The sequence below is a fragment of the Candidatus Thermoplasmatota archaeon genome (genome assembly GCA_022848865.1).
Taxonomy (GTDB): domain Archaea; phylum Thermoplasmatota; class Thermoplasmata; order RBG-16-68-12; family JAGMCJ01; genus JAGMCJ01.
Window position 1 is genome coordinate 26590 of record JAJISE010000009.1, and the last position, 26911, is coordinate 53500.

Genomic DNA, 26911 nt, shown 5'->3' on the forward strand with positions numbered 1-26911 from the left:
GGTTGAGAAGGGTGAGGGGAATTTATAAGGGAGGATGGAACAATTATGGATTGGAGGATGTCTCGTTGAGGAAGAGTAAGAGAGTGTTGATGAGCTTTGCTTTTCGTGAGGGCATTCTGGTTGGGTTGCTTGTGTTGATGTTCTTCATCGTTTTCTTGATCGCGCTGATATATGTGGTGTGGAGCGGAGATGGTGGAAATGCAATGTGCTTGTTGTTCTCGTTCTTGTGCAGCATCGTGATAGTCATTCTGGCAGCGATATCATCCCGTAGTGGAGGGAAGAGCGGTTAGCTCTCTTCTTTGGGAATTCACGTTGGCATTCCATTGGATAGATAATAAATAGAATCTCTCCCATGATATCGCCAGATGAAATCTCTGTTCTTGGTCGTCCCCAAGGCCAAAGGTGAGGCCATTCGCAAGAGCCTTCTGGACATGGACGCTCTGGATAAGGACTTCAAGATTGAGTCCGACGTGGAGAATGTCCTTATCCCGGTAACGAGAGAGATTGACCTCGGCTTCGAGCTTATCGAACGGGAGGGCAGGGCAATCGAGAGGAGACCGAGGTCCTACAGAGAGCTCGTTGATGTGCCTGAGGAGTTGGAACGTCTTCTTCCAGCGTCATTTGACGTGATTGGTGGCGTGATCGTCATCAAGCTAGCTGAGGAGCTCGTCCCGTTCTCGGACGAAATCGGGCGGGCCATGACGGCGGCATACAAAGGTGTCAGAACCGTGGCGCTCGACGAGGGCGTCAAGGGGGAGTTCAGGATCAGGAAGTTGCGGGTCATCTACGGGGATGAGTCGCTCAGGACGGTCCACAGAGCGCACGGAGTGAGCCTGGAGGTGGATCTCTCGAAGTGCTACTTCTCCCCAAGGATATCGACGGAGACGTGGAGGATCGCCCAGCAGGTGGAGGAAAACGAGGTCGTCGTGGACATGTTCAGCGGCGTTGGACCATTTGCCCTGACGATAGCGAAGCACGCGAGGCCCGCCCAAGTGTACGCGATCGACTCGAACCCGCACGCGGTCCGCTATCTGGAGAAGAACATCGCCCGCAACAAGGTCCTGAACGTAAGGGCGATCCTTGACGACTCGCGGGCCGCCGTGGAGAGGATAGAGGGCGCGAGCAGGGTGATTATCGACCTGCCACACTCCTCGATGGATTACTTCGCACCGGCAATCAGGGCGGTGGAGAAGGGGTTCGTGCACTACTACGAGATTCTCGAGGAGACGGATGTCAAGGACAGGATCGAGGACCTCGGCACGACGGCCAGAGACGAGGGCAAGTCCATTCGCCTGGCGGGGACCAGAAGAGTGAGGACGTTCTCCCCGTCCGAGGCGCACTTCGTCTTCGACCTGGAAGTCCAGTAGGGGTTGTACCTCAAGAACGGTCTAGCGGGTCGAGTTCAAGGCCGCCCATGTCATCCTAGCCGCATCCGCGCTCTCCCTCACGTCGTGGGCGCGAACGATGCTCGCTCCGTTCTGGATGCTCATCGAGAGCATGGCGAGACCTCCGCTGAGCCTGCCGTCGACGTCCTTGTCCAGGACCTTGCCGATGAAGCTCTTGCGGGACGCGCCGACAAGGACCGGCAGACCGAGGCTCTTGAACTCCTTCAACCGCGAGATTATCTCCAAATTGTGTTCGGCGGTCTTTCCGAAGCCGATGCCAGGGTCGATGATGATGGATTCCCTGCGGATGCCTTTCTTCTCGGCCCGCTTGATCCTCTCCCTGAGAAAGCGCAGGATGTCTGCGACGACGTCGTCATAGCGGGGGCTTTTCTGCATCGTCTTGGGAGTTCCCTGCATGTGCATGATCACGATGCCCGCCTCATGCCTGGCCACGACTCCGGCCAGTTCCGCCCTCGTGAGGCCAGTTATGTCGTTTATGATGTGTGCCCCCATGTCCAGGACCTTGCTCGCGACCCGCGGCTTGCACGTGTCGACAGATATGAGGACATTCGCATCGTCGATTATCCCCTCAAGAACGGGAACTATCCTCTCGAGTTCCTCCTTGGCGGAAAGGGTGTCAGAACCAGGGCGCGACGACTCCCCGCCGATGTCGAGGATGTCCGCTCCCTCCTTGACCAGCTTCTTCGCATGGGCTATCGCCACCTCCGCGTCCAAGAACTCGCCGCCGTCCGAGAACGAGTCGGGTGTGACGTTGATCACGCCCATGACCAGCGGGCGGTCAATCCTCAGTTGCCTTCCCCCCGCCTTCAGCGTGAACGCCCCCTTGGAGTAATTCTCAAGAGTCTCTTCAATCTCTTCGGCAATCCTCGGACACTCGAACGGTTGCATCGAGAGCTTCCTGGTTGCCCGCTCGAGCTGCTTGACGGTGCCCATGAGGAGCACGTCGGTCTCCTTGCGGGTGAGGGCAACCGCGCCCTTTGCGACCGCAGCTTCACCGCCCGCGGAGAGCATCTCCTGCTTGAGGATGTGCGCTTCCTTGACGCCCACTCCTTCGAGCCTGATCAGGGCATGGAGAGCCTTGGGGGTCATGATGCTCACGCCCTCGGGGTAGACGCCTATGTCCCTGAATCGCTTCCTCACCTGCTCCTCGGTCGAGAGCTCGACCACCCTGGCATTGAACATCGTGTTGCCATCTCGATGCCTCTATTTCTGAGTTGTGTTTTTATAGAGAGATTTCTTTCTACTTGTGAATGAAGGTACTGTTCATCCACTCCGATTTCATGAGGTACGAGGTGAAGGACAAGACGCGGTTCGCCGAAGAGATCTCCCCTGGAGAGGAAAAGGGAGAGGTCAAGGAGGCTCTCGTGGCCTTCCTGACCGTCGAGAAAGGTGATGAGGGACAAATCGAGGAAACTTCGGCGGCTGCGGTAGAGGAGATAGTGACCACCGCCGAGAAGGTATCCGTCCGCACAGTAATGATCTACCCCTACGCTCATCTCAGCTCTTCACTCGCGGGGCCGAGCATGGCGAAGAAGGCCCTGGAACTGATGACCGCCAGTCTGCGGGACCGGGGCTACGATGTGACGGCACCGCCCTTCGGCTGGTACAAGGCGTTCGTCCTCTCATGCAAAGGGCATCCCCTGGCGGAGTCGTTCCGGGAGATAGAGGCGGGCGAGAAGGCGGAAAAGGTGGAAGAGACGGCGGAAGAGGATTTCCTTGTTCTCACGCCAGAAGGGAAGGAGTTCGAGCCCGAATCGTACACGGAAGGATCCGAAGCGTTCCAGGTATTGATGAGGAAGGAGGCCCTCAAGGAGGAGCACAAGGCCGCCGAGAAGCCCGCCTATCTGCGCCTGTGCAAGAAGTTCGGGATGGAATGGGAGCCCATGAGCGATGTGGGCCACATGAGGTATAACCCGAGGGGCGCCATCATATTCGACCTGTGCGCGGACTATGCGACCGCGGTGGTCAATTCGCTGGGTCTGCCAGTCATGCAGGTCAAAGGAACGAACATGTTCGATCTCTCGGAGCCCGCGGTATCGGAACACGCGGAGCTCTTCGGTGACAGACTATACACGATCGAGACCAAGAGGCGATCCTTCGTGATGAGGTATGCCGCTTGTCACCAGCAGTTCGCAATGATCAAGGACTGGAACTTCAGCTACAAGCAACTCCCTTTCGGCGCGTTCGAGGTCGCGGATTCCTATCGCCTCGAACAGTCTGGTGAGACGATGCTCGCATTCAGGGTCAGAAGGATGAACATGCCGGACCTTCACGTCTTCTGCAGGGACGACGAGGAGGCAAGGGAGTGGCTTCTGAACCTGCACGACAGGATCATGCGGGAGGCGAAGGACCTCGGAAGGGATTATGAGGTCCTCATAAACGTCTCATCCAGAGAGGCCTACGAGAAGGAGAAGGAGCTCATCCTCGAGATCTTGAAGAGAGAGGAGAAGGAGGGCCTCATCCACTTCTACCTCAGCGGGAAGAACTACTACTGGACCGTGAACATCGAGTACGTGATCATGGACGCGATCAAGCGGGAGAGGGAGATAGGCACGGTCCAGATCGACGTGGGAAACGCGGAGAGGTTCGGCATGAGCTTCGCTGACAAGGACGGGAAGAAGCGCTTTCCGATCATACTGCACTCCGCCATGTTGGGGACCATCGAGAGGTACATCTACATGGTCCTGGACACGGCTGTGAAGATGGAGGAAGAGGGAAGAGTAGGACATCTTCCGTTGTGGTTGAACCCCGAGCAGGTGAGGTTCGTTCCTGTCTCGGACGATCATCTCCAGAGGGCTTCGGACCTCGCCAAGGAACTGAGGAAGGGCTCCGTCAGAGTGGGTGTCGACGATACCGGCGGGTCTGTCTCGAAGCGGGTCAGGGACGCAAAGACGAACTGGATTTCCTACGTGATAGTGATCGGCGAGAAGGAGATGAAGGGAGACCGGCTCGTCGTATACGACCGCGAGCGGGACGAGAACAGGGAGATGACCCTGGGTGGCCTCCTCGGTGAGATCGAGAAGAAGATGGAGGGAAGGCCCTTCCGCCAGATGTACGTTCCTTCAGAGATCAGCAAGAGGCCTCAGTTCTGAAAAAATAGAAGGGGGGAGGAGGTAATCGTGAGTCCCCCAAAAAAAGAGGAGGAGGTTTATCGTTATCTGACTATTGAGATTCCGTGAGTGAGGAGGGGTTCATCGTCATAGATCACTTGTCCCGCTGAGGGGCTGAGGAGGTTTGGCGAGTGCACGCCCGTGATTATGCTCAATACCCTGATTACGCCCGCGAAGTTTTCGTCCACTCTCGCCCCGAAGATTACGTTAGCGTCCGGGCTGAGCTGGGAGGATATCCCGTTCACGACCGAGTACGCGGTCCCGATCGAGAGGTCCGGTCCCGATGTGAGGTGGATTAGGGCCCCGCTCGCATCAGAGTAGTCGATGTCGAGGAGAGGGTTGTTGAGCGTCTCCACGATGACCTGCTCTGGGTCGTCGGCGCATTCCTCTCCGTAGAGGATGGTCGCGGTCTGACCCGTCGACATCATCGTCTTGACGTCGGCGAAGTCCAGGTTAATGAGCGAGGGTAGAGTGATCGTCTCTGTTATTCCCCTGATGACCTCCGATATCAGCTGGTCCATCACGCAGAACGCCTGCTCGATGGGGAGGCTGGGAACCATCTTCACGAGCCTGTTATTGTCGAGAACGATGACGCTGTCGCAGTAGCGGCGGAGCTTCTCGAGGCCCTCCTTCGCGGCCCTGCACCTTCTCTTCTCTGCGTCGAAGGGAGTCGTCGCGATGGCAACGACTACGGATCCCATGCTCTCGGCGAGCCTTGCAACGACCGGTGCGACGCCTGTGCCCGTGCCGCCTCCCATTCCCACGGTGATGAAGGTCATGTCCGCCCCGCTGATGAGCCTCCTGATGTCGTCCTCGGCGAGCAACGCGCAGCGCTCCCCGACCTCGGGGCAGCCACCGGCTCCCATTCCTCGGGTAATGGATCTGCCGATGAGGGCCTTCTTCTCGGCTTCGATGCGGTCTATGTGCATCTTGTCCGTGTTGATCGCGACTGTCTGGGCACCGTGAACGCCAATCCGCATTAGTCTGTCCACGCTGTTGTTCCCTGCGCCACCGCAGCCGACGACCAGTATCTTTGGTTTTCCGAAGTCTACGCTCATGTCGAAGCTCCTTGCTTCCTTGACTAGATGATCCATACCCATTATCTCACCGTTCGTTAGAGTGTGGAGGGAATGCTTGCGCATTCCTTCCGATGTGCATCCCGTTGTGTCGTTCCCTTCCGGGCTAGGCCCTTTTTCTTTCGACTACTTCCGACAAGCGTCTCCGGATATACTCCCGCACGGCGTTCCTAACGGCATCCTCAACGGAGACCGAGTCGCCGCTCTTCACGAGCTCCTCTAGGTTCACGACGTTTCCCTTCGGAAGCTCGATCGTCATCTTGCGGATGTAGTCGGGGGCGAACTTCTCGTCGATGAAGTTGTTGATTGCGGCTCTGACGGCGTCGGATATTGTTGCGAATTGTCCGCTCTCCACTAGCGCATGGAGAGCACTCACCTGTACACTTGGCACCCTGACAGTCACTCTTTCTGATTCCGACGCCATGTTGATTCCCTGTAGTTCGCGTCGGACACCACTTTCGTATTTGTCCGACATTTGTCGGTAATAGCGTATTCTATATAAATAGTTTCTTATGCTCCCGCTGACGCAAGGAGGTGGGGATTCCATCACCGCAACGAGTCTGAACATTTTTTATCTTGTGAAGCATACACAACAGAGACCCGGATGAGAACCGCAGACCCGTACTTCGTGGATCGAGGCGTCTTCAAGAGGTTTCCCCAGAGGAACATCTGCTTCAGTCGGGCAGGGTGGGACAAGGATTTCACCGCATACGGCAGAGGGATATACGACAGAGCGGAATCGAAGATGGAAAGGGGACAGGAGGGGTACGCGAGAGAGGATTACGCTGCCATGTCGGCTGCGTGGTCCGTGCACGACACCTTGCCCCGCTCAAGAGGTCTGCGGATGGGCGGGAGCCTGTCGGCCTATGCCCCGGCGTCCAAGCCCGCAGAGACTCACGCGGACCCAAAGAGGAACTCGGAGTTCATCAGCCGGTTCGCGAAGGACCTAGGGGCCGCGGAGGTCGGGACCACGAGCCTGAACTTGGACTGGGTATACTCTCATGATGCGGAGGGAAAGCCGCTGGACCTCGAGGAGTCCGTCAGTCATGCGATCGTCTTCCTTGTTCCGATGGACCAGAAGATGCTCGCTCGTTCGCCCGGAGTGCCCGCCTCCACCGCGGTCGGTCTGGCGTATTCCAAATGCAGAACGATTTCGGAGAGCATCGCGCGTTGCGTGGCCCAGCTTGGGTACAATGCTCATCCAGCCGTGAACGAACTGGCCCTCTCCGTGCCACTGGCAATAGATGCCGGGCTCGGAGAGTTTGCTAGGAACGGGTTGCTCGTCTCGGACGTGCATGGGATGGCGGTAAGGATTGGCAAGGTTCTGACGGACATGCCGCTGCAACAACACCCGCCCGCGGATCTGGGTGTGAGGGATTTCTGCAGGAGATGCAAGCGGTGCGCGGAAAAGTGCCCGCCCAAGGTCATATCCTTTGATGATGAACCTAGCGGGAAGACGTTCTCCATCTCCAACAACCCAGGAATCGTGAAGTGGTACGTGAACGTCGACCGTTGCTACGAGTTCTGGTGCAACAACGGAACCGACTGCTCCAATTGCATTGTGTCGTGCCCTTTCACCAAACCGGATACGTGGCCTCACAGGCTGGCCCGATCGATCATCAGAAGGACAGGTTTGCTGAACGGACTGTTCCTGCGACTCGATCGTCTCTATCAATGAAAAGCGCCCCAAGCTCGCAGTTCCCCTTCTCATGGGAACGTCAGTATGGGGGCCCTATTCTTCCCCGATGTCGACGTCCTCAGCTTCAGAGGCGGACGAGGGGAGGTATCTCATGATTGTCCCCGCGACGAGTAAAAGCAGGACCAAAACTGTCACAGGGCCGGCCATGGAAGGGTAGGTCCACACCTTCCAGCCCTCTTCAGCATAGACAAGGAACGACAGAAGCAGGAGAGCGATGTATATCACGAGGAGTATGGACCCGAGGATGATGAGGCCGTTTCCCAGGTCCCGCAGCGTCGTCCTGTCCGCTACCGCCATATCGTTCTCCACGCTGGATATGGGGATTCGTGTGCTAAAAGGCTTTCGCAGAGATTCCAGCGGGGCGTTCCAGGATGCCGAATCTCTGCTCTGCGAGGAAGTCGGTGTCGGGGCCAAGCTGTCTCTCCACGATGCTCTTGGCCAGGAACTCGAAGGCTTGCTGGACGTTGTTTCCCGTCTTTGCGCTCGTCATCACGACAGAGGAGGAGAATACATCGCCGAGTCTGAACACATCGTCCTCGTGGACCTCGACCTGATCGACGAGGTCGTCCTTGTTCACGATGATGCACATGGGCAGGTTCCTCACCGACTCTGGGGTTGCCGCAATCCAGTGGTCAAGACTCTCAGCCGTGCTTCTCCGCGTCACGTCACAGACAGCCAGCAGTCCCTGAACTCCGCGGAAGTACGCCTCGTCCGTGAGGTCTGACAGGGGAAGGTCCCCCATGATGTCCCACAGCGTCATGTCGATCTCAATCATCTTCTCCCGAAGCTCCAGCTGGAGCTTGACGACCTTCTTGTACACCTTCGCGCCCATTGTCTGGCGGTACTCCCCGCTAAAATGGTCCATCATGTATCTCTCGACAAGACAGGTCTTTCCCACTGCTCTGTCACCGATTAGGCAGAGTTTGATCTTCATCTTGTCATAGTCCACGGTAGGACCTCTGAGGATGTGGACTTGATTGCGGCTTAAATGCCTTCTTTCGTGTTTATCAGGATTAATAGTGAGTCCGCATTCGCCTGAGGAGCCTGTCCATCCTTCTAAAGGCCGTTGCAGAACGTATCGATGCCACTGATGACCACAATCTGGGCAAGGATCAGCAGAATGTAAGGATGGATTCCTTTCTGTGAGATGCGACTTAGAACCGCGCGGAGATTGTCCAGCTTGCCCTCCGAATCCTGATCGGTCAGGGAGTTCCGACAGACGAGGTGCTTCAGCCAGCCCCTGTGCTCCTCGAACCTCTCTTTCCCGACTTCCGGGGAGAACCGGATCTCCTCGTCGTCCACAAAGATGAATGGATTCCCATGGATCTCGATCGTCCTCTCCAGTCGGTTCAGCTCGGCGAACAGCATCTGCAGCTTCAGGCTGTCATCGATGTCCTGCTCCACGAAACGGAACTCCGGGAAGTTCTCAAAATCGGGCTCCATATGCCAGGATTAGAGAGGCATATCAGAGTATATCGTTTTCCTTTAGATTTTCAAAGATGATAACGAGCTGGCCCAACAGCCAGTCAAAATCACATGCTTTTTGTCCTTTCGAGCAGGCACGCCATCATAATTGGGAGGAACGCTGTGGCATCACCCTCGATCGTGACTTCACTGGCCTCCTCCGCCACCTTTCCCCAGGATATCCCTTCCCTCACTCGAGCTCCAGAGAGGCTTCCGTCATACTCGAGGGCCGTCGTTACATAGACGGCGTAGTCCAGACCCCCTTTGAACTGGTTCCACCACATCGTATGGTGCTTCGATATCCCGCCACCGACCATCAGGGCCCCGGTCTTCTCCGCTTCGAAGACCATGTCGCTCAGCTCCTTCTCGTCCTGGAAGACGTCAATCGTGAGGTCCTTGTGCTCCTGCCAGAAGCTCCAGACCTGATAGCCGAACGCGCCGTCCGTGATGCCGGGAACGTATACTGGGATCTTGTTCTTCACCGCCCAGTAGAGAATGGAGCTCTCGTCATCCATGCTCGAGCCGAATCGCCACAAGAGGTCCTTGGTCGAGATCCTCCGGGTCCCCTCTTCCCACATCTGTTCGAGAACAGGCTGGATCCGCTCCTCGAGGATCTTGCCATAGCTCTCGTTCGGAACAAGGACGTTCCCAAGCCTGTTCACGCCCTCGCGGTGAAGAAGCGCGTCGTCCATGTCAAAGCTCCCGTGATAGTACTCGGCCCAACTCCTCGCCAGATCGTGGTCAACGGTTCCGCATGTGGTGATGACTACGTCGAACCATCCAAGCTTCAGCATGTCCTTGATAATCCCCCTGGCCCCGGTGGCGATTATGCACGCGGGGAACGAGAGGAACCTCAGACAATCCTCATCCTCGATCATCCTCTGAAGTATCTCTGTCCCATCCGCCAGCTTCTTGGCTGTGAACCCTCCGGAGGCTCTCATCGCGCTCACGAGATCGCTCACGCTCATGCCCTTGCGAATGGAGATGTCCTCGACCACGTCGGACAGGACGTCCTCACGGTTCATCGTAGACGGGTAAGCGGGACATGCATAAAAGCTCTCATGGGAAAGATTATTAATCGGTCGCGCAGATGACGCGGAGATGAGGGCCAAGGATGTGATGGTCAAGGATACCATCGTTCTCTCCCCTGAGGATACTATTGCGGATGCGGTCGAGAAGTTCGCGAAGCATAGGATCGGTGGTTGCCCTGTCGTGGATGACAAAGGATGCGTCCTGGGAATCATGACGGAAACGAACATACTGGAATCCCTGAAAACGCACTACAAAGAGCTCAAGATGAGGGTTCCTCCTGAGACGATAATCGGAATCAGCTTCGTGGAGATCGCCAAGAAGAGGGAGGCCGTGGAGGCTTTTGAGCGGATAGCGAACACGCCTGTGAGGGATGCCATGACAAGAAAGGTCGTCACGGCTGCGCCGGATGATGAGGTCGAGGATGTGATCCAGATGATGGTCAGGAACGACGTGAACAGAATCCCGGTCGTTGACAAGGGTGTGCTCGTGGGAATAGTGACGCGCGGCGATATCCTGAGAGCTGTGCAGGGCATGCTCACCTGATCAAGGCTTGAAGATCCCCTTTAGCTTGTCCTTGATGCCTTCCCTTTTCGCGCTCCACTCGAACACTCTATTGCAGTCCATGCACTTCCCCCATCCGTTGTCGTAGAACTCCAGGTTCCTTGACTTGCAGGCGCCGCATATGCCCTCCGTCGGCTTGGCGATTCCCCGCCTTTTCCTCTCGTCCTCCAGCCTCGGGGCCAGGCGTCTCGCAAGCTCTTCGGCTTCCTTTGCGAAATACGTGCCGTTCACGTAGTCGCCCTGGGACAGGATCTCCTTCGCCTTCTCGAGAACTGTCTTGACCTCGGTGACGTCAATCCGATACTCCTCGGCCTCGAAGATAAGCGGTTCGACCTTCATGATTATCCTCTGGGCGTTCTCCACCTGCCTCCGCCTCAGCTCCATCGCCTTCTGAATCTGCTTGTGCTGGGACTGCATTGCAGCGTGCTCCGCTCTCTTGGTCAGCTCGTTGCAGAGGATGTAGTCCTTGTTTCTCAGTGCGATCTTCGCCTGTTTGAGGAACTTCTCGGCTTCCACGATGTCGGCTCCTACGTGCTCTGCTTCTTCGACTATGACCGACGTGGCCGGTATGGCCTGCTTTATCTCCTCAATCCGGGTCTCCTTCGCCTTCTTGGCAAGCTTCTCGGCTCTCGCCAGATGCTTGAGACTGGCGGTGTAGTTACCGCTCTCCATGGCCTCCTCGGCCCGCCGGATGATGTCCCTCGCCTTGGAGATGTCGGCACCCAGGTCAGCGACGTCGAAGACGAAACGTCGGGTCGAGAGGAAGGTCTCCTTTGACTTCTGGACGTCCGCCGCATACAGCTTCTTCGTGGCCTTGTCGATGCTCTTGATGACTTTCTTGTCCTCGAATATCGAGCCGTCCGCATAGGCCTTCTTCGCCCTCATGATCACGGAGATTGCCTTGTCGACTTTCGCATCTGTCTTCCCGCTTTCCCTTACAAGACCCTCCGCCGAGAGCAGCGCGTAGCTGTACGTGTACCTGTGGAAGTTCCTGAGCAGGTCATCTATGTCTGCCAGCGCTTCCTGAGTCAGGGACAGGGCCTTCGCGTAGCTGCCCTCCTCATATCTCATGCGGGCGCGGTCGACCAGCTCCTCGACTCTTCGAAAATCCACGTCGACGTTCTTGCCCTCTATGATGACGGGGTCCGCCTCCTCGTCCTCTAGCGGCGGGAGTTTCTCGGCCTCTTCCACAATCTCCTGCACGTCCTCGCCAATCTCGGCCGTTTCCTCTTCGTCCTTCTTGAGCTCCTCGACCTCATCCTCCAGGAGGAGATTATCGATGTCCTCGACCGCGGCGATCGCCGACACGATGTCGACCTTCTTCTTCAGACCCTTCAAAGAAATCGAATGCTCCCTAGCGAACTCTCTGAGCTCCTTGACCTTCATCTTGGACAGTGTGTCCTCTACTGCAAGCGGCATGAATGCTCCCCAGGAAGCTATGCGCTAATCAAATCGTGCGGTAATAAAAGTTTCGACGTCTCTCGCCGCTTGGATGCTGGAGAGACAGATGGATCATCCCGTCCTGTCTATGACGGCACCGATCTCCTTCTCGAACATGGAGACGAGTTCTTTGGCCAACTCGTCCTTCAGTTTCTCGGGAACGAGCTCCATACCCAGTTTCGCCCCGCACTTCGCAATCTTCAAGAGAGCGTATCCTTCCTTCACCTTCGCCTCTATGAAATCGGTGACGGCCTCCTTCACCTCTTGCTTAAGCTCTGGATTCGACTCGAGCTTTGCCCTCATGTACAGCTTTATCTCGTCCTTTATGAGGTCCCTGACGGCCTCGATGAGGATGTCCTCTGATCTAAGCACGCCCCCGGAGGCTTTGATGAAAGGTTCCACGATGCTCTCCTCTACCATGCTGCTCCCTATCTCCTCTTACGCTAAAATCCTTTCCGTACAAGTTAAATACCCTCCTCGCTTGGCCAGAAACATGAAGATGAAGGAGATCTACGGCCTGGCGATCAGGATGGGTATGGAAGCGGATCCCAGGGGCAAGAAGTTCGTTCAGGGTGAGCTGAGGAAGACCAAGAAGAAGTTCGAGAAGATGAACGATGAGAAGAAAGAGGATTTCGATCTGGAGAAGCTGAAGAACCCCTATTCCGACACCAGGATGCTCTACGGTGATGGCGACAGGAAGGTCAAGAGAATGCTGGTGGGTATCGACATGACCTCAGGTGAGGTCGTCATGGCCGATCGTCTCGAGGACAAGGGGAAGAAGATCGATCTCATCCTAGGACACCACCCTAGGGGCCGCGCTCTGGCAGAGCTCCACGATGTAATGCACCTTCAGGAGGAGTGGATGAGGAGCCTGGGCGTTCCCATAAACGTGGCGGAGGGGGTCATGCGGGAGAGGATAATGGAGGTGCAGAGGCGGGTCATGCCTGCGAATCACTCTCAGCCGGTGGATGCCAGCCGGATATTCGACATCCCGTTCATGACCGTTCACACGCCCTGCGACAACATGGGATACAAGTTCGTCCAGGGACTGATGAACAGGAAGAAGCCTGAGACCCTGGGGGATGTGATGAAGGAGTTGAAGAAGGTTCCAGAGTACAAGGAAGCTGTCAAGAACGCTGCAGGGCCCAAGATAATCATCGGCGCGAAGGATGACAAGGCGGGCAAGGTCATCGTCAAGTTCACCGGAGGCACGATGCCGGGCAAGGTGGTGTACAAGGAGATGTCCCATGCAGGCGTGGGAACCATGGTCGGGATGCACATACCCGAGGACCATCTGGAGGAAGTAAAGAAACACCACATGAAATTCGTGGTCGCGGGGCACATGGCCTCCGACTCCATCGGGCTCAACCTGCTGGTCGACAAGCTCGAGGAGAAGGGGATCGAGGTGATACCTTGCTCTGGCTTCATCAGGAACAAGAGGAAGTAGACCGTCGGGCCGCGCTCGGTGATGACACAAGAGGAGAAGTGGTCTCTGGCAAAAGGCTTTATTAAATCGCAATGCCATTATTATTGATGATGTTCCCAGAGAGAGGGGGTAGCGTGTTCAAGGACATGAGCAAGCTCTCCTTCGAGTATCTGCCAGAAAGACTCGTTCATAGAGAGAAGCAGGCGAAGCGGCTGACGACCCTCTTCAGGCCGGTCATCGAGTCGAACGTGACGCAGAACGCCTTCCTCATGGGAAGCGTCGGGACAGGGAAGACCCACCTCACCAAGAGGTTCTGTATAGATTTCCAGAGGTTTGCCAACTCGAAGGGGAAGAACCTCGAATACGTGATAGTGAACTGCAGGCAGAGGAACACGGACTCCGCCGTTCTCCTGAGAATCCTGACGCATTTCGATGAGCGGTTCCCGGACAGGGGGTTCAGCATAACCGAGATGCTTCAGATCCTGCGAAAGCACATCCAGAAGAGAAAGGCCCATCTCCTTGTGGTCCTCGACGAGGCGGACGTCCTCCTGAAGAAGAGCGGTTCGGACCTGATCTACAGTCTTTCGCGTTTCGATGAGGAGTCCGTGGGACAGAAATCGTCGGTCTCCATGATTCTGATCTCCCAAAAGTACGTCCTGGACATAATGGATGTCCCCTCCCTTTCAACGTTCAAGAGGACGAACATCATCGAGTTCGGGAAATATCCGACGGACGAGCTCAGAGACATAGTAGGTGACAGGGTGGAGCTCGCCTTTCATCCCGGGATGGTTGAGGATCAGTCGGTGAGCCTAATAGCTGACATAGCATCGGAGTGGGGGGACGCCAGGTATGCGATCGAGCTCCTCGAGAAGGCGGGGATGCTGGCGGACGAGGAGAGCTCCAAGGAGGTGACCCCGGAGAACGTGCGGGCCGCCAAGGCCGAGACGTATTCAACTATCACGGAGACCAAGATCGGCGAGCTGGACCCGCATAAGAAGCTCGTCCTGCTGGGGATAGCGAGGAGGATGAAGCGGGAGGCGTACATAACCACTGGAGAGGCCGAGGATGGATACGCAATCGCATGCGAGGAGTTCGGAGAGAGAAAGCGAGGACACACACAGTTCTGGAAGTACCTCAAAGAACTGGATGCTCTGGGCCTCATAGACACGAGGGTGTCCAGAGAGGGGATGGTAGGGAAGACTACCATGATATCCCTTCCAGAGATTCCCGCGAAGGTCCTGGAGGAGAGATTGGAGAGCGGGCTGAGGCTTTGAGATGAAAAGACCCTACAACATGACTGGCGGCCTGTGCTATCTGGTCAAGGAGAAGAAACCGGAAATCAGCTTCAGGATATTCAAGATGATCATGGAGGATGGCGCTCCTGGGCTTTGCGTCACCCGCCTGCATCCGGAGAGAGCGAGAAAGGATTTCGGACTCGGGGATGTCAGGATAATATGGTTGTGCCACACCCCTGGGGAGGACTACCACGACCCGACGGCGCTGGGGACGCTCCTCAAGGTGATAAGCAAGTTCATCCAAGACCAAGGTGAGTGTGTCGTTCTTTTCGATGGATTCGAGTATCTTATGATGAACAACGGTTTCCTCCAGACGCTCCTGTTCGTTGAGAACCTGAATGAGTTCGTGATGCAGAACAAGGCAATTGTGATTTTGCCCGTCTGTCCAGACACCTTGGATGAGAAGGAGCTCGCGCTTCTTGAGAGAGACCTGCAGGTCATCGAGACTCCGACCGTTGAGAGGGGACTGGAAGCCACCAAGTTGATAAAACTGCTCGACAACTACTGAGCAAGCTTTATCTGGCGGGCATGAGTTATTCCGATCGTGGAGGGGAACAGACTACTGCGGTTGCTCGTCACAATGTCACTCGTCGGAGTCGTGGGGCTCTTCGCCTATTCGCTCTCACTGGAGCCAGTTGACAAGGGCATCGGGGAGATCGGTACGGAGGATGTGGGCTCTCTCGTGTCCGTGAATGGCGTGGTCGCGACGGCCTGGAAGACGTCAAGAGGGGACCTCAGTATCATCCTGACGGATGGGGTGGACTGCATCCATGTGTACATCCCTGAGAAGAGCGTGCCTGGGGACGAACGTCTCATTCCAGGCACGGTTGTGTCGGTGAGCGGCGAGGTCCAGATCTACGCAGGAGAGCTTGAGATATTCGTGACCTCCTCCACGAGCATAAGGATAGTGAAGGAGTCGACCAGTGGTTCCATACCACCAGGCGTCCTCGCAGAGATGCCCGATGTCTTCGCAGGAGAGACCTTGCGCGTTCATGGATCGGTCCGGAACATCCACGTTCTGAGAGATGAGAACCTTCAGGCAATAGGCTCCGTATTCGACATCAGCGCGGATGGATATGAGATCTCCTGCATGGTCTTCGGGTGGGACTGGGAGGTTGACCCAATGGGCATCACTGAGGGAGGCACCACGGTCTTCGAGGCGACCTGGGAGTACTACGCAAGGGAAGCGATGTGGCAGCTCGTCTCGGACGAGCCAAGCTTCGGAGTCTAGTCCTCCAATTGGACCTCGATTGTGTTGTCCACGTGCTCGAGGAACTTCTCCTCCTTCCCCTTTGGTATGGACGCGCCTGCGGCGATCGAGTGGCCACCACCGGCCCCGCCCAGGACTTCCGCCGATTCCTTGAACGCCTCTGCCAGGTTCACTCCCTTTCCCACTAAGTCCTTCGTCGCCCTTCCTGAGATCCGTGTTTTCTCGGTCAGGACGGAAAGAGCCACGGTCGCGAGGTCTGGATTGAGCATGTATCTCATGGCGACCCCGCCGATGGTTCCCGCAAAGGAGGGGTTCTCGACGTAGAAGAACTGCGTATGGTTCTTCTCGAACGCTCCCTCGTCCTCCACCTTCTTGAGTCCCACGAGGACCTGATCCAAGAACTCCTTCCTGAGCCTCTTTCCCTCCTCCAGAGCGGACAGGTCGCCAAGACATATCGCGACCCCGATTCCGTCCTTCCCGAGCCTTCCGCAGGCGTTCACGTAGGCCGCGGTCCAGTTGGCATAGGTTCCGCGGGACACGTCCCAGTAACCTTCCTCGATCACTTCCTTCACGTCCTCCGCTGTGACGCCCTGCTCGAGGAGTTTTAGTGACACGGCCGAGATGAGCTTGGTCTTGGACTCGCCCTCCAGCTCCTCGACGCGCATGTCGGGGGATATGCCTAGGTCGGTGAGGAAGGAACCGGCACCACCCACGTTGCCGGATATGCCGAGCACATAGGGATTGATGGAAAGGGACAGGGCCTCCGCGAGGGTGTCACCGAGGAATGTGTGCGTTCTGTCTATCCTCATTCCCGCCTTCTCTGAGGCCTCCTTGACGATGGAGCGGTTGAGGCCTTCGAGACCGCCTGGGTGCTGTCTGTCTGCCACGGCTCCCGCCAAGGCAATGCCGGCCAGGTCCCAATTCGCCTCGTCCATAACGGTGGCGAGGGTGAAGGACAGGGTGGCCGCACAGGCCCCCTTCGTCCCGTCTATTCCGTGAAGGTGAGAGTTTATGTGCACAATCTTCTCGCTGTCCCCTCTGGGTTCGTGATGGTCGAGGACGATCACTTCCGCGGACAGCTTCTCGAGGGCTGGGAGGCTATTGCTGCCCATGTCCGCCATGAGTATCACATCTTCGTCCCCCTCAAGGGTCTCGATGAAGGCCTCGTCGAGCGACCGGGTGGTCCTCACCTGGAAGCTCAGTCCTTCACGATGGAGCGCCTTCGCCAAGATGCCCGCGGCGCACAGTCCGTCCCCGTCGTAATGAGAGACCACCTTCACTCTCGTTGCCGAGGAGAGCACGTCCACGGCTTCTTCGAGCTTCCGTGAGAAATCCTCAGGCAGTTCCAGAGACATGGCTTCACTTCACTTGAAGCTCAGCCGTTTGAATAGAATACTTCCAGTCCTTCGGCATCACTCCGGTCCGGATGTAGTACTTGGTGATCCTCCTGATCTTGGCTTCGATCAGATGGAGCCCTCTCTTGTTGTGCAGGTCCTTGGGGTTGGTCTTGAGGTGCGCGTTCAGCTGCACCGCCTTTCTCATGAGATTCGACAGGTCCTCCGGTAGGGAGGGGGTCATCTCGTTCTCCCCAAGTATCTGAGTGATGCTCTTTCCAGTGGCCAGGCGGACGTTGGGTACGCCGTGCTGGTCTCTCAAACGAAGGCCTATCAGAGCGCTGGACATGCCCTCCTTGGAGTACGTTACCACGAGGTCCTCGATCTCCCTCGGTTTGGGCTTGACCCACTTCGGATTCTCTGTCAGGTAGGGCCTCGTCGAGGACGCCTTTCCCTTCTTCTTTGCATGCATTCTGGCCATTGGAAACCTCGGAGATTCCACAGATGATGCATCTACTATTTAAGATTGGTGCAGGCAGCCAGTCGCCTCATTTCTGGGCTATGAGGGCGGCATGATCCTTCTCGTACGGGTCCAGGTTGACCCTCTGCAGGACATTGACGCCCGAGCGCGAGAGCTCGTCCTCCACGGCATCGTAGACCCGCGTGGGCCTCTTCGTCACATCCACGCTCCTGGCCTTGATCATGAGGAACGCGTACCCTCCCTCCCGTACCAATCCGAGATTCTTCAGCAGGATTCCAGCCTGGTTCCTCTGGGCGACGTCCTGGTAGACTATGTCGGCCCTTCCGATCGCCGCTTGGTAGCTCTCGGGCTTGTTCGCGTCGGCGAGGATAGGCATCATGTTCTTCCTGGACTCGCTCAACGAGACAAGCTTCCTGAACGGGCGAGGTGATAACTCAACGCAATATATGACGCCACGGGAGCAGATGTCCGACAGGTGGCTCGCGGTCGTCCCGCTTGCCGCGCCGAGGTACAGGACGGTCGAGTCCGCTGCGAAGGGGAAGACATCGCATCCTTTGAGGATGAGAGCCGCCAACTTGCTCCTCCTGGGATTCCAGAACCTGTACTCGGTCTCGTCCTGGGTCTTCAGCCGCTCACCGTAGACGGCTTCCCCCGGAACGAGGTTTCGAGTGAACAGGCCCGGCCCGTCCGTGTACACATGTTCCATTCCCGCCGATCGGATCCTTGGCACGACGCTCTCATCCGCCGAGGAGTAGAAAACTCTTTCTAGGGTGGAGGGGCGGGGAGAACCGCACACGCTTGGGAAAGTCACGCTCAAACGAGGTTAACCGCCGAACCTCGGAGACGCCAAGATTCGTCCGCGAGCGATCCGTTTCATTCAGCCATCAATAACATTAAAGATTGGAATTCAGTTGCAGTCATTGAATGTCGGATAAGGACTTGAGGAAGGAAATCAGGGAACTCTCAGATAAGATGGAGAGGTTGGAAAACACCATAAAGGAGATGTCCGCGCCCTATTCCCAGGCCCTCAGCTATATCGAGAAGTTCCAGGACATATCAAAGGGCTACTTCAGGCTCTTGGAGCTCTACGAGAGATACGGAGCCATTTCCCCAGAGGTCCTCCTACCAGGCCTCAAGGACCCGATCTCAATCGAGATCATCAAGATACTCTTCGACGCAAAGGAGAGGAACATATCCGAGATAACGAGAGAGCTGAAGACTAGGAGAGGGACCGCATCTAGGAGGATAGTCCGAGAGAGGCTTCAGATCCTGGAGGAGAAGGGAGCGGTGAAGAGCACGAGTTCGCAGAAGAGCAAGAAGTACAGCATCTCTCAGAGGCTGCTCGACAAGTGGTCACAAGTGCTCGCTTTGCCTAAATATGAAGGTCATTCATATGAAGACAAGAGGTGATACGAAATGCCGGAAACAGATGCAGAAGAAGTGGCGGAGATTCTCGAGGTCGTCTCAGAGAAGATCCCGGCACTACTGAACAGCCTGACCGATGTCCTCTACGGAAAGGACCAGGCGATGAAATACGCCCAGGCGGTAGCGGGGTTCTACAAGGCGCTGAAGGAAAGCGGGATGACGGACGACCAGGCCTTTGCGCTGACGGAGACCTATATGTCGAATCTGAACTTGGCTGGGATGATTGGCGACGCCATGGGCGGGAAGAAGAAAATGAAGTTCAAGGTTGGCGACGAGAATGACATCGGAAGCGAGATCGAAGCAGAAATCAAGAAGAAGGTCAAGAAGGAATTCGAGGACGAGTGAGCCCGTACTCGATGTGGCGGTCTACATCCCCGTGCTACTGGTCAAGTTCGGCCTTGCCTTCCTGCGGTACGAGATGCGTAGGAAGAGGGGCGTCCGAGCCTTCAAGAAGGAGCTTCGCGCCCAGAACATGGGGAAGGATCACGTGAACCTCCTCACGATGAGCTACCAATCGGCGGGCAGCGTGAGGAGTCTCGTCAGCAACATCGGAAAGGGCGGCTCCATCCTGGATCTCGCGAGACTGGGCTAAGTGGGACCGGTCTCGCCCGCCTCCAGAAACCCACGCATGTCCGTAGGTTGGGCGAGGTGTTCATCTTCCCTCCTCTTCTGCTCCATTCTCTCAAGGGCGACCTCCCTTCCCTGCCGGGCTTCGAGGGAGTCCTCGTTCATCTCGAGTGCCCTGCCGAAGGATGACAGAGCCTCTGCAAAGCGGTCCATCGAAAGAAGAATCTGTCCTCTGTTGTTCCACAGCTCAGCAGTGGGGCGGATCTCGGTCGCCTTGTCGATCCACTTCAGGGAGTCGCCCCCCTTACCGAGCATGTGCAGCGCGACTGCCTTGTTCGCAAGAGCCTCTGGGTGTTCCGGCTTTGAGCCCAGCGCTCTTTCAAAACACTCGAGCGCGTCGTCGTAGTGACCCAGATGAAGAAGCGCCACGCCCTTGTTGTTGTGCGCCCCTGTGTAGTCCTGCCGCAGACCTATCGCCTCGTCGAAACAAGGCAGCGAATTGCCGTAGTTGCCCAGGCGCAGTACGATCTCTCCCTTCATGTTCCAGAGCTCAGGGATCTGATCGTCAATCTCCAGTGCCTCGTCTAGGAACTGAACGGCAAGACCGGATCGACCCGCCGGTATCGTGGCGAGGGCCTGCAACAGCATTGGAATGGGACCGTCCAGCCTGCCGACAAGGGAGTCGGCGACGTCCTCAGCATCGCTCCATCTCCCGGCACTGAGAAGGACCAGCGCCCTTCCCAGGAGCACCTCCACGCGATTGTCAACGGCAACAGCCTCGTCGGAGTAGCCGACCGAGCCCTCCTCGTTCACCACATCAAGCAGAAGGGACTTCGCAATCAGTGAGAGACCGGATTCCGGGCAGACCTCCAGGCACTTGTCGAGCTCATCCATCGCCCGCTTGGTCTCCCCCTTGGAGGCCAACAGCAGAGCCCTCCTGAAGCGGGACAGGCCGCCGCTCGGGGGCGCAATCTCGATCTCTGAACTTGCTTTCTCCTTCCCCAGTCGAATGAGCTCGAACAGCCGCGCCCTCAGGTACCTGTTCTTCCCCTTCTCGGGCAGACCGTAGAGCTTGCAGTAGTGCTTCAGGGTCGGTCTGTCGGCATCAATCACTTCATCAACAGTTGGCAGTGTCATTTGCTCTTCTCCTTACATTCGTCAGAGACCTTGCATTCCGCGCATCCCTCATCCTTTGAATCGTAGTCTCCATAGCAGGGGTATCCCTTCTTCCTGACCCCGGACTTCATCTTCTCCTTCGCCGTCTTCGCCTCGATGAGGCTCGGGTCGAGTGCCAGGGCCTCCTCGAAGCACTTCTTGGCGTTCGCATCCTCCCGCAGGTTCATGTGCGAGATGCCCTTCTGGAACCAGATCTTAGGATTGTCCTTGACTTCCTGGAGGATCTTGTCGAAGGCTTTGACGGCCTCCGCGTCGTCCCCTATGAGCTGGAGGAGGACGGCTTTGTTTATCCACGCATCGACGAAATCGGGATCAATCTCGAGCGTCCTCTCGTACATCTTCAGAGCCTCCTTCTCCTCTCCCAGCTTCCTCAACGCGGCTCCCCTGTTGTTCAGGGCCTGGGTGTTGGAGGCGTCGAGCTCGAGCACGCGGTCGTAGCACTCCACGGCCTCTTTGTATCTGCCCAGCGAATGCAGGGCCACTCCCTTGTTGGTCCATGCCTGAATGAACTTCTTGTTGAGGCCTATCGCCCTGTCATAGCATGCTATCTCTTCCTTCGTCGTTCCCATCCTTGACAGAACATTGCCGAGAGCGAGCCACAGCTCTGGGTCGCCGATGTTGTACTCCGCCGCCTTCTTGGCGCACTCGAGCGCCATATCCATTTCCCCGAGGGCCTCGCATATTCTGGACTTGAGCGACCAGGCGCGATCGTAATTGGGCTTCAGCTCGAGAGCCTGCTCCACATACTGAAGGGCCTTCTTGTGACTGTTAATGGAGAAGTGGTCGTTCGCCAGCTTCATGAATCCCTCCAACCTGTCGATGCTAGGCAGGAATCTCGCGCCCTCCTTCTCGATGAACTTCTTTCGCAGCCTGTTCTCCAGGGAGTCCGCAAGGTCATACTGCCTGAGAAGTGAGATGAACCCGTCGGCGTCGAACATCTTGATCTCGAACTCGTCTCCGTAGGCCTTGGCGTCCGAGCTGAACCCCGAGGGAGTGATGAATATACCTACCGCGTCCTTGTTCAGCGAGACTATCCTCTGCAGATCCTCAGGTTTCGCGGTGTCCTTCTTGAATGCCAACACGAGGGCGACTGGATCCTTCCCCGCGCGCTTCATCTCGCCCCTTATCCTCGTTTCCCCTCCAGAGGACTCGATCTCCTCGATCTGGACATCCATGTGATCGGCCAGCTCGCGGCAGAGACTCTGGAACTCCTCGTCCTCCATCTCGCCTATGGCCTTCAGGATCCCCTTCGCCACTTTTCCCTCTTCACCCATCATATTACCTTCTCCGTCTCCTCCATACATCTCTCCCTCAACCTTCCTGCCCTCTCATGGTTCTCGTCAATGGAGAGAGCCTTATCAAAGCACTTGAGCGCATTCGCATACATGCCCAGCCTCAGTAGCAGGGCTCCCTTGTTCACGAGCATGTCTGGATCGTTCGGCATCCGGGATGTCTCTCTTTCGAGTTTGTTCAGCAGCTTGATCGGATCCGCGACGTCGAGCAATATGTCACCGAGCAGCGTCCAGACATCCTCCTCATTGGGATTCTCCTTGATAGCCTTAACGATGGTGTCCGCCGCGTTCTCGTAGTCGGACGTCTGCCTCTGAGCTCTCGCCGTTCGAAGGTATGATTCGCGGTCCCCTGGCTCGATGGATCGAAGCTTGGACATCATCTCGAGAGCCTTCTCATGATCCGGATGTACCTCCAATAGGTCGTCCAGCCACTCCATTGCCTGGATCCTTTGGCCCATCCAATCGAGAGCCTCTGCCTTTCCCAGCCAGGCGTCGATGTTCTCGCCGTCCATCTCAAGAACCTTCTCGAAGCACCTCTTCGCCTCTTCGTACTTCCCCTGGCGCAGGAGGATGTCGCCCTTTCCTGTCCAAGGATCGGGGTAGTTCCACTTCAATGATATCGCCCGGTCATAGAACTGAATCGCAGCTCCCCACCTTCCCCTCTTATCCATGAGGTATCCCCTCGCCCACCAGACCTTCTCGTTGAGAGACGTCAGCCTTGCCAGACGATCCAGGATTTGCTCGGCCCTGTCCAGGTCGCCCAGTTCGAAGAGCGAGAAGATCACCCCCAGATTGGCATCGGTGTTCTTCGGGCTCCTGTCCAGGACGATGTCGTAACATAGAATCGCAGCTTCGTGATTGCCATCCTCTGCGAGGATCTTCGCCCTGGCAACGAGATAGCTTGTGTTATCGGATTCCATCTCAAGGATGTTCCGGTAGCACTCCACCGCATCGAGTGGCTTTCCCATCTCCAGCAGGGTGTTCGCCTTCTCCATCCACGCTCCCGTGTTCTTTTCGTTGATCGATATGACCGTGTCAAAGGCCTCCACCGCTTCACGGCTCTTCCCCAAGGCCTGCAACAGTTCTGCCTTGTTGAACCACCCATCTTCGTTCCGAGGATCCGACTCGAGGACGGAATCGTATTCGGCGAGGGCTTTTTCGTAGTCTCCCTGTTCCAGGTAATCCCTCGCGCTTTCCATGGTCTTCTCGGTGCGTTCATCACGGCCCTGTGGCCCTTCTGTGGGCTCGCTCTTAATCATCTCCTTGATGTTCTCAGCGATCTTCTGGCTTATTCCCTTCACTTGCGCGAGGTCTTCCAGCGAAGCTTTTCTGAGCCCGTTGATCGAGTCTATACCGTGAGCGAAGAGCGTCTCTGCCTTGCTCTCCCCGATCCCGTCAACCTGGAGGAGTATGTCCAGGATCTCCTCGCGGGCCACGGCAACCTCAAGGGGATTAATCAGGGCGGACTCGTCCTCTGGGAGGTCGACCGGCTCGGGCGCTTCGCTCGGTTGCTCGATGGACTCTCCCGTACTGACCATGTCATGAAGGACCTCTGAGACCTCCAGTGCCTCTCCCTCCCTTCCGAGTCTGAGGAGGACGTCGATCTTCTCTCTCCATGCCCGTATGAACATCCTGTCCCGCACAATCGCTTCGTCGAAGCACTCCACCGCCCGTTCGAGCTCGGACATGTCTACGAGAAGCGCTCCTCGGGCGGTCCAGATTCGCGGATCGTCCTCATTGAGATTCAAGGCCCGGTCAAGGCACTTCAAGGATTCCTCTAGCTGGTCCGTTCTGTGGAGCAGGACCCCTTTGGCCGTCCAGAGCTCGGCATCCTTCCTCAGTTCCTTGAGAGCTTCATCGACATGTTTCATGGCCTTCTTGTCGTCTCCGGATTCGAGGTATACGAGGGCGAGATTCCTCCTTGCCAGGATGTTCGACTTCGCGCGTGAGAAGGCTCTCTTCGCAATCTTCAGATGCTCATCCTTCTTGGGGCCTGCCCATTCCCCGAGTCCATCGAGGCCCATGGCAAGGAGATAGTGAAGGCTGCCGATCCTCATGAGGGTTTCATCGCCTTTCTCCCTCGTGGGTTTGAGGCGCAGGATCTGGGAGAGGTTCTCCCGTTCCTCGCTGCTCAGCAGAGGATACGTTCCAAGGCCGCAGGCTTCTGGCATCCCCACGATTCTGAGCAGGGAGTCGTGTGCTCTTTTTTCGCCCGAGGACCCGTCCAGAACAGCCGGGGGAAAGGCCTCTGTCCTCATGCTCTTGGGAGATGACAGCACAACGAGAAGGCTTCCGCTCCTCCAGGAGTGATCAGATATACCCGTCTTCGTGGGAAGAGCGGGAAGGAATGTGACCGGGGAGGATTCATGAATGGATTCCCCGCACGTAGCGCATACCGCGTCTTGGCCTTCGCTACCGCAGAATATGCAAATCACTATTCGACACCGTGCATTATCAACGAGAGGGGTGGATATCAACGTAGTGCCGTGATTATCACTTTTGAGTCTCGGGGATGGCGAAATCATGCGGGGCAGGAGTTTTTATTGGCGGCTTCCATTTCCTTGCGGGGATTCCCTGAGAATTCGTGAGGCCATTTCGGACGACATGAGGCATATTCTCGAGAGGAGCGTTGAGACGGTCTGGCGGGACATACCCGAGGGTGAGAGGAGGGGAGTTGACTACACCAAATGGAGAAAGACCGCCGTCCAGGTCATCGAGCCTGTGCTGAAGGACAGGGCGAACAAGATCTACGTGGCGGAGGATGAGAATGATGGTTTTGCGGGATACATCGTCGTCGGAGAGACCAAGAACATATTCTCCCCCGCGGGCCACGGCTTCATCTATGACGTCTTCGTGGAGGAGCAGTTCCGAAGATCGGGAGTGGCGAGTATGCTTCTGAAAGCGGCGGAGGACTTCTGCATCTTGAGAGGTCTCGAGGCGATCAAACTGGAGGTTGCGGACGATAATCCGATCGCCATGAAGTTGTACGAGCAAGCGGGGTTCACATCGGAGAGGCGCTTCCTGGGAAAGAGAATCGAACCGTGAGCGGTCAGAGTCGAGGAGGGGTTCCCGCACATTCCAGGAAGCTCCACGGAAAGTTAACCATGCCCATGGTTAACTCGAGCGGCGTCGCAATCGTCGGGACCTGGCCGCGACTCCGTTAACCTTGAACAAGGTTAACCTCGGGCCCGGTTCCCCATCCAGACGGGAAAAAACTAAGTAGTCGAAACCTCATCGAGAATTCACCGGAGGGAACCTAATGCTGGAGAACCGAAGGTATGTGGGCAGAATCCTGATATGTGGGCTTGTGGTTTTCGCATTTCTAGTCGTGTCAGTGAATCCGCTGGTGATGAACTCGAGGGCGGCGATTCCCGTTCCTCACAACACGTACGGCCATGCGCACGACATGCAGGGCATGCTGTTGGATTCCGGTCAGCTGGTGACCGCGTGGATCGACGGCGTCATGTACGGATGGAACATGACCTTCTTCGACGCAATGGATCCGGACCCCGGGAATCAGTCCGGGAAGTATGATATTGACACCAACGGCAACCAGATTACGATTCCAGCCGATCCCGACACGCCTTGGATCAAAGAGGGCGGTGATCACGGCGTTGACGACATCATGTACGTCTGGGGGGATATGACCGACTTCGGCACTTCGCCGGGATCGAACGCCTCAAGCTGGATATTCGAACAGAACGCCACCTGGCGGACGTTCGTCGCCGAGTACATGGACCTGACCGTCGCACCGATCCAGCCGCCAGCACTGCCGAAGATAAACAACATCACCACGATGCCGGCGGACCAAGGGAGTCAATACCTGTACATCTACGCGCCTCCCGGAACGCCGCTGAGAGACTTCTATCTGGAGAAGAACGACGGGCAGATCCACGGGGGAACACGGATTGACCTAACAGGGGAGACGTCGCTTGCGGGCTACCTGTACGTTGATCTGGGCTCCGCGGATTATCTCGATCCAGACGGCGATGAAGTCAAGCTCGTCTGGGACAATTCCAACGCAACGGGCCCACCCTTCGATGGAAGGGACGTTGTCGTGGACAGGGTCGAGTTCAATGGCAGCTGGAACGGGACCCACTACGGCGAGCCGGACAACACGATAATGCCCGACGCGTACGCGCCTGCCGGGGGGTACGAGATTCACCGATACCCGCTCCCAGGCTCGGACACGAACGACTGCATGTACGACTTCACGATGGACATGGAGACGGGCAGAGCAATGAAGCTGCCGCCGGTGGCCGACGCTGGGGACAACAAGGTCGTATTCATGTGGGAGGTCGTCACCTTCGACGGGAGCGACTCGTATGACCCCGACGGATTCATCGTCGACTACTCCTGGGATTTCGGTGACGGTGATAGCGCTGGCGGAGTGATAGTGAACCACACGTACCTCGAAGCGGGAGAGTTCTACGCCACGCTCACGGTCATGGACGATGACAATCTCACGGGCACGGACACGATAATCGTTGTGGTCCTGGACCCGCGTCCGGACCCGCCAGACCTGATGAGAGCGATCTTGGCGGGAACCGATCTCGAGGACGTGCTCATAGAGTGGGCGCTGTCCTCAGACGACGGCTCGGGCTTCGACGACGTCATCAACTACGCTGTCTACTGGAGCGACTCATATGATTCTGGCGGGGCGGAGTATCAGTTCCTCACGGAGCTCCCGCCAGGAACGACTTCCCTGACTCTGGCGGGCTGGGGAGACGGTGACTGGTCCGACTACTTCTTCTACGTGCAGGCGAACGACACGGACGGATACACCAACTGGGAAGGACAGGCGGGCAAGTTCGTGAGGTTCATGGAAGCGGGGAAGCGTATCGCATCCGTACCGCTGGTGCAGGACGACGAGACGCTCGAGACCGTCCTGCAATCCCTGACGGGCAGCTACAACCA

The 26911-nt window shown here is 56.9% G+C and carries 29 protein-coding genes; 14 read left to right on the plus strand and 15 right to left on the minus strand.

The window, feature by feature from the left end:
* Positions 1–2 precede the first annotated feature (2 nt).
* Both LN415_03025 and LN415_03030 read left to right on the plus strand, forming a co-directional pair.
* Positions 3–290 carry a hypothetical protein gene (locus tag LN415_03025; protein MCJ2556063.1) on the plus strand — a complete coding sequence of 96 codons (288 nt, stop codon included), beginning with the start codon at positions 3–5 and terminating at the stop codon, positions 288–290.
* A gap of 75 nt (positions 291–365) precedes the next feature.
* Positions 366–1367, plus strand: coding sequence for a class I SAM-dependent methyltransferase family protein (locus tag LN415_03030; protein ID MCJ2556064.1), 1002 nt, complete (start codon positions 366–368; stop codon positions 1365–1367).
* A gap of 21 nt (positions 1368–1388) precedes the next feature.
* Here LN415_03030 and folP read toward each other — a convergent pair whose 3' ends face one another.
* The gene (gene folP, locus LN415_03035) at positions 1389–2588 is read right to left on the minus strand and encodes a dihydropteroate synthase (GenBank protein ID MCJ2556065.1); all 1200 of its coding nucleotides are present in this window, start codon (positions 2586–2588) and stop codon (positions 1389–1391) included.
* Between the two features lie 68 nt (positions 2589–2656).
* On the opposite strand from folP, the gene LN415_03040 reads away from it, so the two are divergent.
* Positions 2657–4498: a threonine--tRNA ligase gene (locus tag LN415_03040; protein ID MCJ2556066.1), complete on the plus strand. Its 1842-nt coding sequence runs from the start codon at positions 2657–2659 to the stop codon at positions 4496–4498.
* Positions 4499–4560: 62 nt separating this feature from the next.
* Here LN415_03040 and ftsZ read toward each other — a convergent pair whose 3' ends face one another.
* Together ftsZ and LN415_03050 are read right to left on the minus strand one after the other, a co-directional pair.
* Positions 4561–5616: a cell division protein FtsZ gene (gene ftsZ, locus LN415_03045; GenBank protein ID MCJ2556067.1), complete on the minus strand. Its 1056-nt coding sequence runs from the start codon at positions 5614–5616 to the stop codon at positions 4561–4563.
* Between the two features lie 82 nt (positions 5617–5698).
* Positions 5699–5968, minus strand: a complete 270-nt coding sequence (locus LN415_03050) for a ribbon-helix-helix domain-containing protein (GenBank protein ID MCJ2556068.1) — start codon at positions 5966–5968, stop codon at positions 5699–5701.
* A 228-nt stretch (positions 5969–6196) separates the two neighbouring features.
* Here LN415_03050 and LN415_03055 point away from each other — a divergent pair, with 228 nt between their 5' ends.
* Entirely contained in the window at positions 6197–7270 is a 1074-nt protein-coding gene (locus tag LN415_03055; protein MCJ2556069.1) for a reductive dehalogenase, read from the plus strand.
* Positions 7271–7324: 54 nt separating this feature from the next.
* Here LN415_03055 and LN415_03060 read toward each other — a convergent pair whose 3' ends face one another.
* The 4 genes from LN415_03060 to LN415_03075 form a co-directional block, all read right to left on the minus strand.
* Positions 7325–7588, minus strand: a complete 264-nt coding sequence (locus LN415_03060; protein MCJ2556070.1) for a hypothetical protein — start codon at positions 7586–7588, stop codon at positions 7325–7327.
* Positions 7589–7622: 34 nt separating this feature from the next.
* Complete coding sequence (locus tag LN415_03065; protein ID MCJ2556071.1) at positions 7623–8240, minus strand: GTP-binding protein; 618 nt, start codon at positions 8238–8240, stop codon at positions 7623–7625.
* A gap of 107 nt (positions 8241–8347) precedes the next feature.
* The gene (locus LN415_03070; GenBank protein ID MCJ2556072.1) at positions 8348–8734 is read right to left on the minus strand and encodes a hypothetical protein; all 387 of its coding nucleotides are present in this window, start codon (positions 8732–8734) and stop codon (positions 8348–8350) included.
* 89 nt (positions 8735–8823) lie between these two features.
* The gene (locus LN415_03075; GenBank protein ID MCJ2556073.1) at positions 8824–9780 is read right to left on the minus strand and encodes a deoxyhypusine synthase; all 957 of its coding nucleotides are present in this window, start codon (positions 9778–9780) and stop codon (positions 8824–8826) included.
* A gap of 76 nt (positions 9781–9856) precedes the next feature.
* Between LN415_03075 and LN415_03080 the strand changes: the two genes are divergently transcribed.
* Positions 9857–10330: a CBS domain-containing protein gene (locus tag LN415_03080; GenBank protein MCJ2556074.1), complete on the plus strand. Its 474-nt coding sequence runs from the start codon at positions 9857–9859 to the stop codon at positions 10328–10330.
* Here LN415_03080 and LN415_03085 read toward each other — a convergent pair whose 3' ends face one another.
* Both LN415_03085 and LN415_03090 read right to left on the minus strand, forming a co-directional pair.
* The gene (locus LN415_03085; protein MCJ2556075.1) at positions 10331–11767 is read right to left on the minus strand and encodes a hypothetical protein; all 1437 of its coding nucleotides are present in this window, start codon (positions 11765–11767) and stop codon (positions 10331–10333) included.
* Positions 11768–11860: 93 nt separating this feature from the next.
* Positions 11861–12208, minus strand: a complete 348-nt coding sequence (locus LN415_03090) for a hypothetical protein (protein MCJ2556076.1) — start codon at positions 12206–12208, stop codon at positions 11861–11863.
* Positions 12209–12281: 73 nt separating this feature from the next.
* On the opposite strand from LN415_03090, the gene LN415_03095 reads away from it, so the two are divergent.
* The 4 genes from LN415_03095 to LN415_03110 all read left to right on the plus strand — a co-directional run bounded on the left by LN415_03095 (position 12282) and on the right by LN415_03110 (position 15740).
* Complete coding sequence (locus tag LN415_03095) at positions 12282–13235, plus strand: NGG1p interacting factor NIF3 (GenBank protein MCJ2556077.1); 954 nt, start codon at positions 12282–12284, stop codon at positions 13233–13235.
* Between the two features lie 113 nt (positions 13236–13348).
* On the plus strand, positions 13349–14488 hold the full coding sequence (locus LN415_03100) for an AAA family ATPase (GenBank protein ID MCJ2556078.1): 1140 nt from the start codon (positions 13349–13351) through the stop codon (positions 14486–14488).
* Position 14489: 1 nt separating this feature from the next.
* Positions 14490–15017 (plus strand): DUF835 domain-containing protein, encoded by a 528-nt coding sequence (locus LN415_03105; protein MCJ2556079.1) that lies wholly within the window; start codon positions 14490–14492, stop codon positions 15015–15017.
* A gap of 60 nt (positions 15018–15077) precedes the next feature.
* Positions 15078–15740 (plus strand): OB-fold nucleic acid binding domain-containing protein, encoded by a 663-nt coding sequence (locus LN415_03110; GenBank protein MCJ2556080.1) that lies wholly within the window; start codon positions 15078–15080, stop codon positions 15738–15740.
* On the opposite strand, the gene LN415_03115 is transcribed toward LN415_03110, so the two are convergent.
* The 3 genes from LN415_03115 to LN415_03125 all read right to left on the minus strand — a co-directional run bounded on the left by LN415_03115 (position 15737) and on the right by LN415_03125 (position 18264).
* On the minus strand, positions 15737–17074 hold the full coding sequence (locus LN415_03115; GenBank protein MCJ2556081.1) for a DHH family phosphoesterase: 1338 nt from the start codon (positions 17072–17074) through the stop codon (positions 15737–15739). The two genes, LN415_03110 and LN415_03115, sit on opposite strands and share 4 nt — an antisense overlap.
* A 4-nt stretch (positions 17075–17078) precedes the next feature.
* Positions 17079–17534, minus strand: a complete 456-nt coding sequence (locus LN415_03120; GenBank protein MCJ2556082.1) for a 30S ribosomal protein S15 — start codon at positions 17532–17534, stop codon at positions 17079–17081.
* A 67-nt stretch (positions 17535–17601) separates the two neighbouring features.
* On the minus strand, positions 17602–18264 hold the full coding sequence (locus tag LN415_03125; GenBank protein ID MCJ2556083.1) for a fibrillarin-like rRNA/tRNA 2'-O-methyltransferase: 663 nt from the start codon (positions 18262–18264) through the stop codon (positions 17602–17604).
* A 242-nt stretch (positions 18265–18506) separates the two neighbouring features.
* Between LN415_03125 and LN415_03130 the strand changes: the two genes are divergently transcribed.
* From LN415_03130 to LN415_03140, 3 genes are read left to right on the plus strand one after another with little or no spacing between them, the layout of a single operon-like run.
* Entirely contained in the window at positions 18507–18944 is a 438-nt protein-coding gene (locus tag LN415_03130) for an ArsR family transcriptional regulator (protein ID MCJ2556084.1), read from the plus strand.
* Between the two features lie 6 nt (positions 18945–18950).
* Positions 18951–19304: a hypothetical protein gene (locus LN415_03135; protein MCJ2556085.1), complete on the plus strand. Its 354-nt coding sequence runs from the start codon at positions 18951–18953 to the stop codon at positions 19302–19304.
* 13 nt (positions 19305–19317) lie between these two features.
* Positions 19318–19551, plus strand: a complete 234-nt coding sequence (locus LN415_03140; protein ID MCJ2556086.1) for a hypothetical protein — start codon at positions 19318–19320, stop codon at positions 19549–19551.
* Here the strand turns inward: LN415_03140 and LN415_03145 are convergent.
* The 3 genes from LN415_03145 to LN415_03155 are packed head-to-tail and all read right to left on the minus strand — an operon-like array spanning position 19548 to position 24429.
* Positions 19548–20663 (minus strand): tetratricopeptide repeat protein, encoded by a 1116-nt coding sequence (locus LN415_03145; GenBank protein ID MCJ2556087.1) that lies wholly within the window; start codon positions 20661–20663, stop codon positions 19548–19550. The genes LN415_03140 and LN415_03145 overlap by 4 nt on opposite strands.
* The gene (locus LN415_03150) at positions 20660–21979 is read right to left on the minus strand and encodes a tetratricopeptide repeat protein (protein ID MCJ2556088.1); all 1320 of its coding nucleotides are present in this window, start codon (positions 21977–21979) and stop codon (positions 20660–20662) included. Before LN415_03150 ends, LN415_03145 begins: the two co-directional genes overlap by 4 nt.
* Positions 21976–24429 carry a tetratricopeptide repeat protein gene (locus LN415_03155; protein MCJ2556089.1) on the minus strand — a complete coding sequence of 818 codons (2454 nt, stop codon included), beginning with the start codon at positions 24427–24429 and terminating at the stop codon, positions 21976–21978. Before LN415_03155 ends, LN415_03150 begins: the two co-directional genes overlap by 4 nt.
* 169 nt (positions 24430–24598) lie before the next feature.
* Between LN415_03155 and LN415_03160 the strand changes: the two genes are divergently transcribed.
* On the plus strand, positions 24599–25039 hold the full coding sequence (locus LN415_03160) for a GNAT family N-acetyltransferase (protein MCJ2556090.1): 441 nt from the start codon (positions 24599–24601) through the stop codon (positions 25037–25039).
* A gap of 214 nt (positions 25040–25253) precedes the next feature.
* Positions 25254–26911, plus strand: a 1658-nt coding sequence (locus LN415_03165; GenBank protein MCJ2556091.1) for a PKD domain-containing protein, incomplete at its 3' end; no start/stop codon positions are given.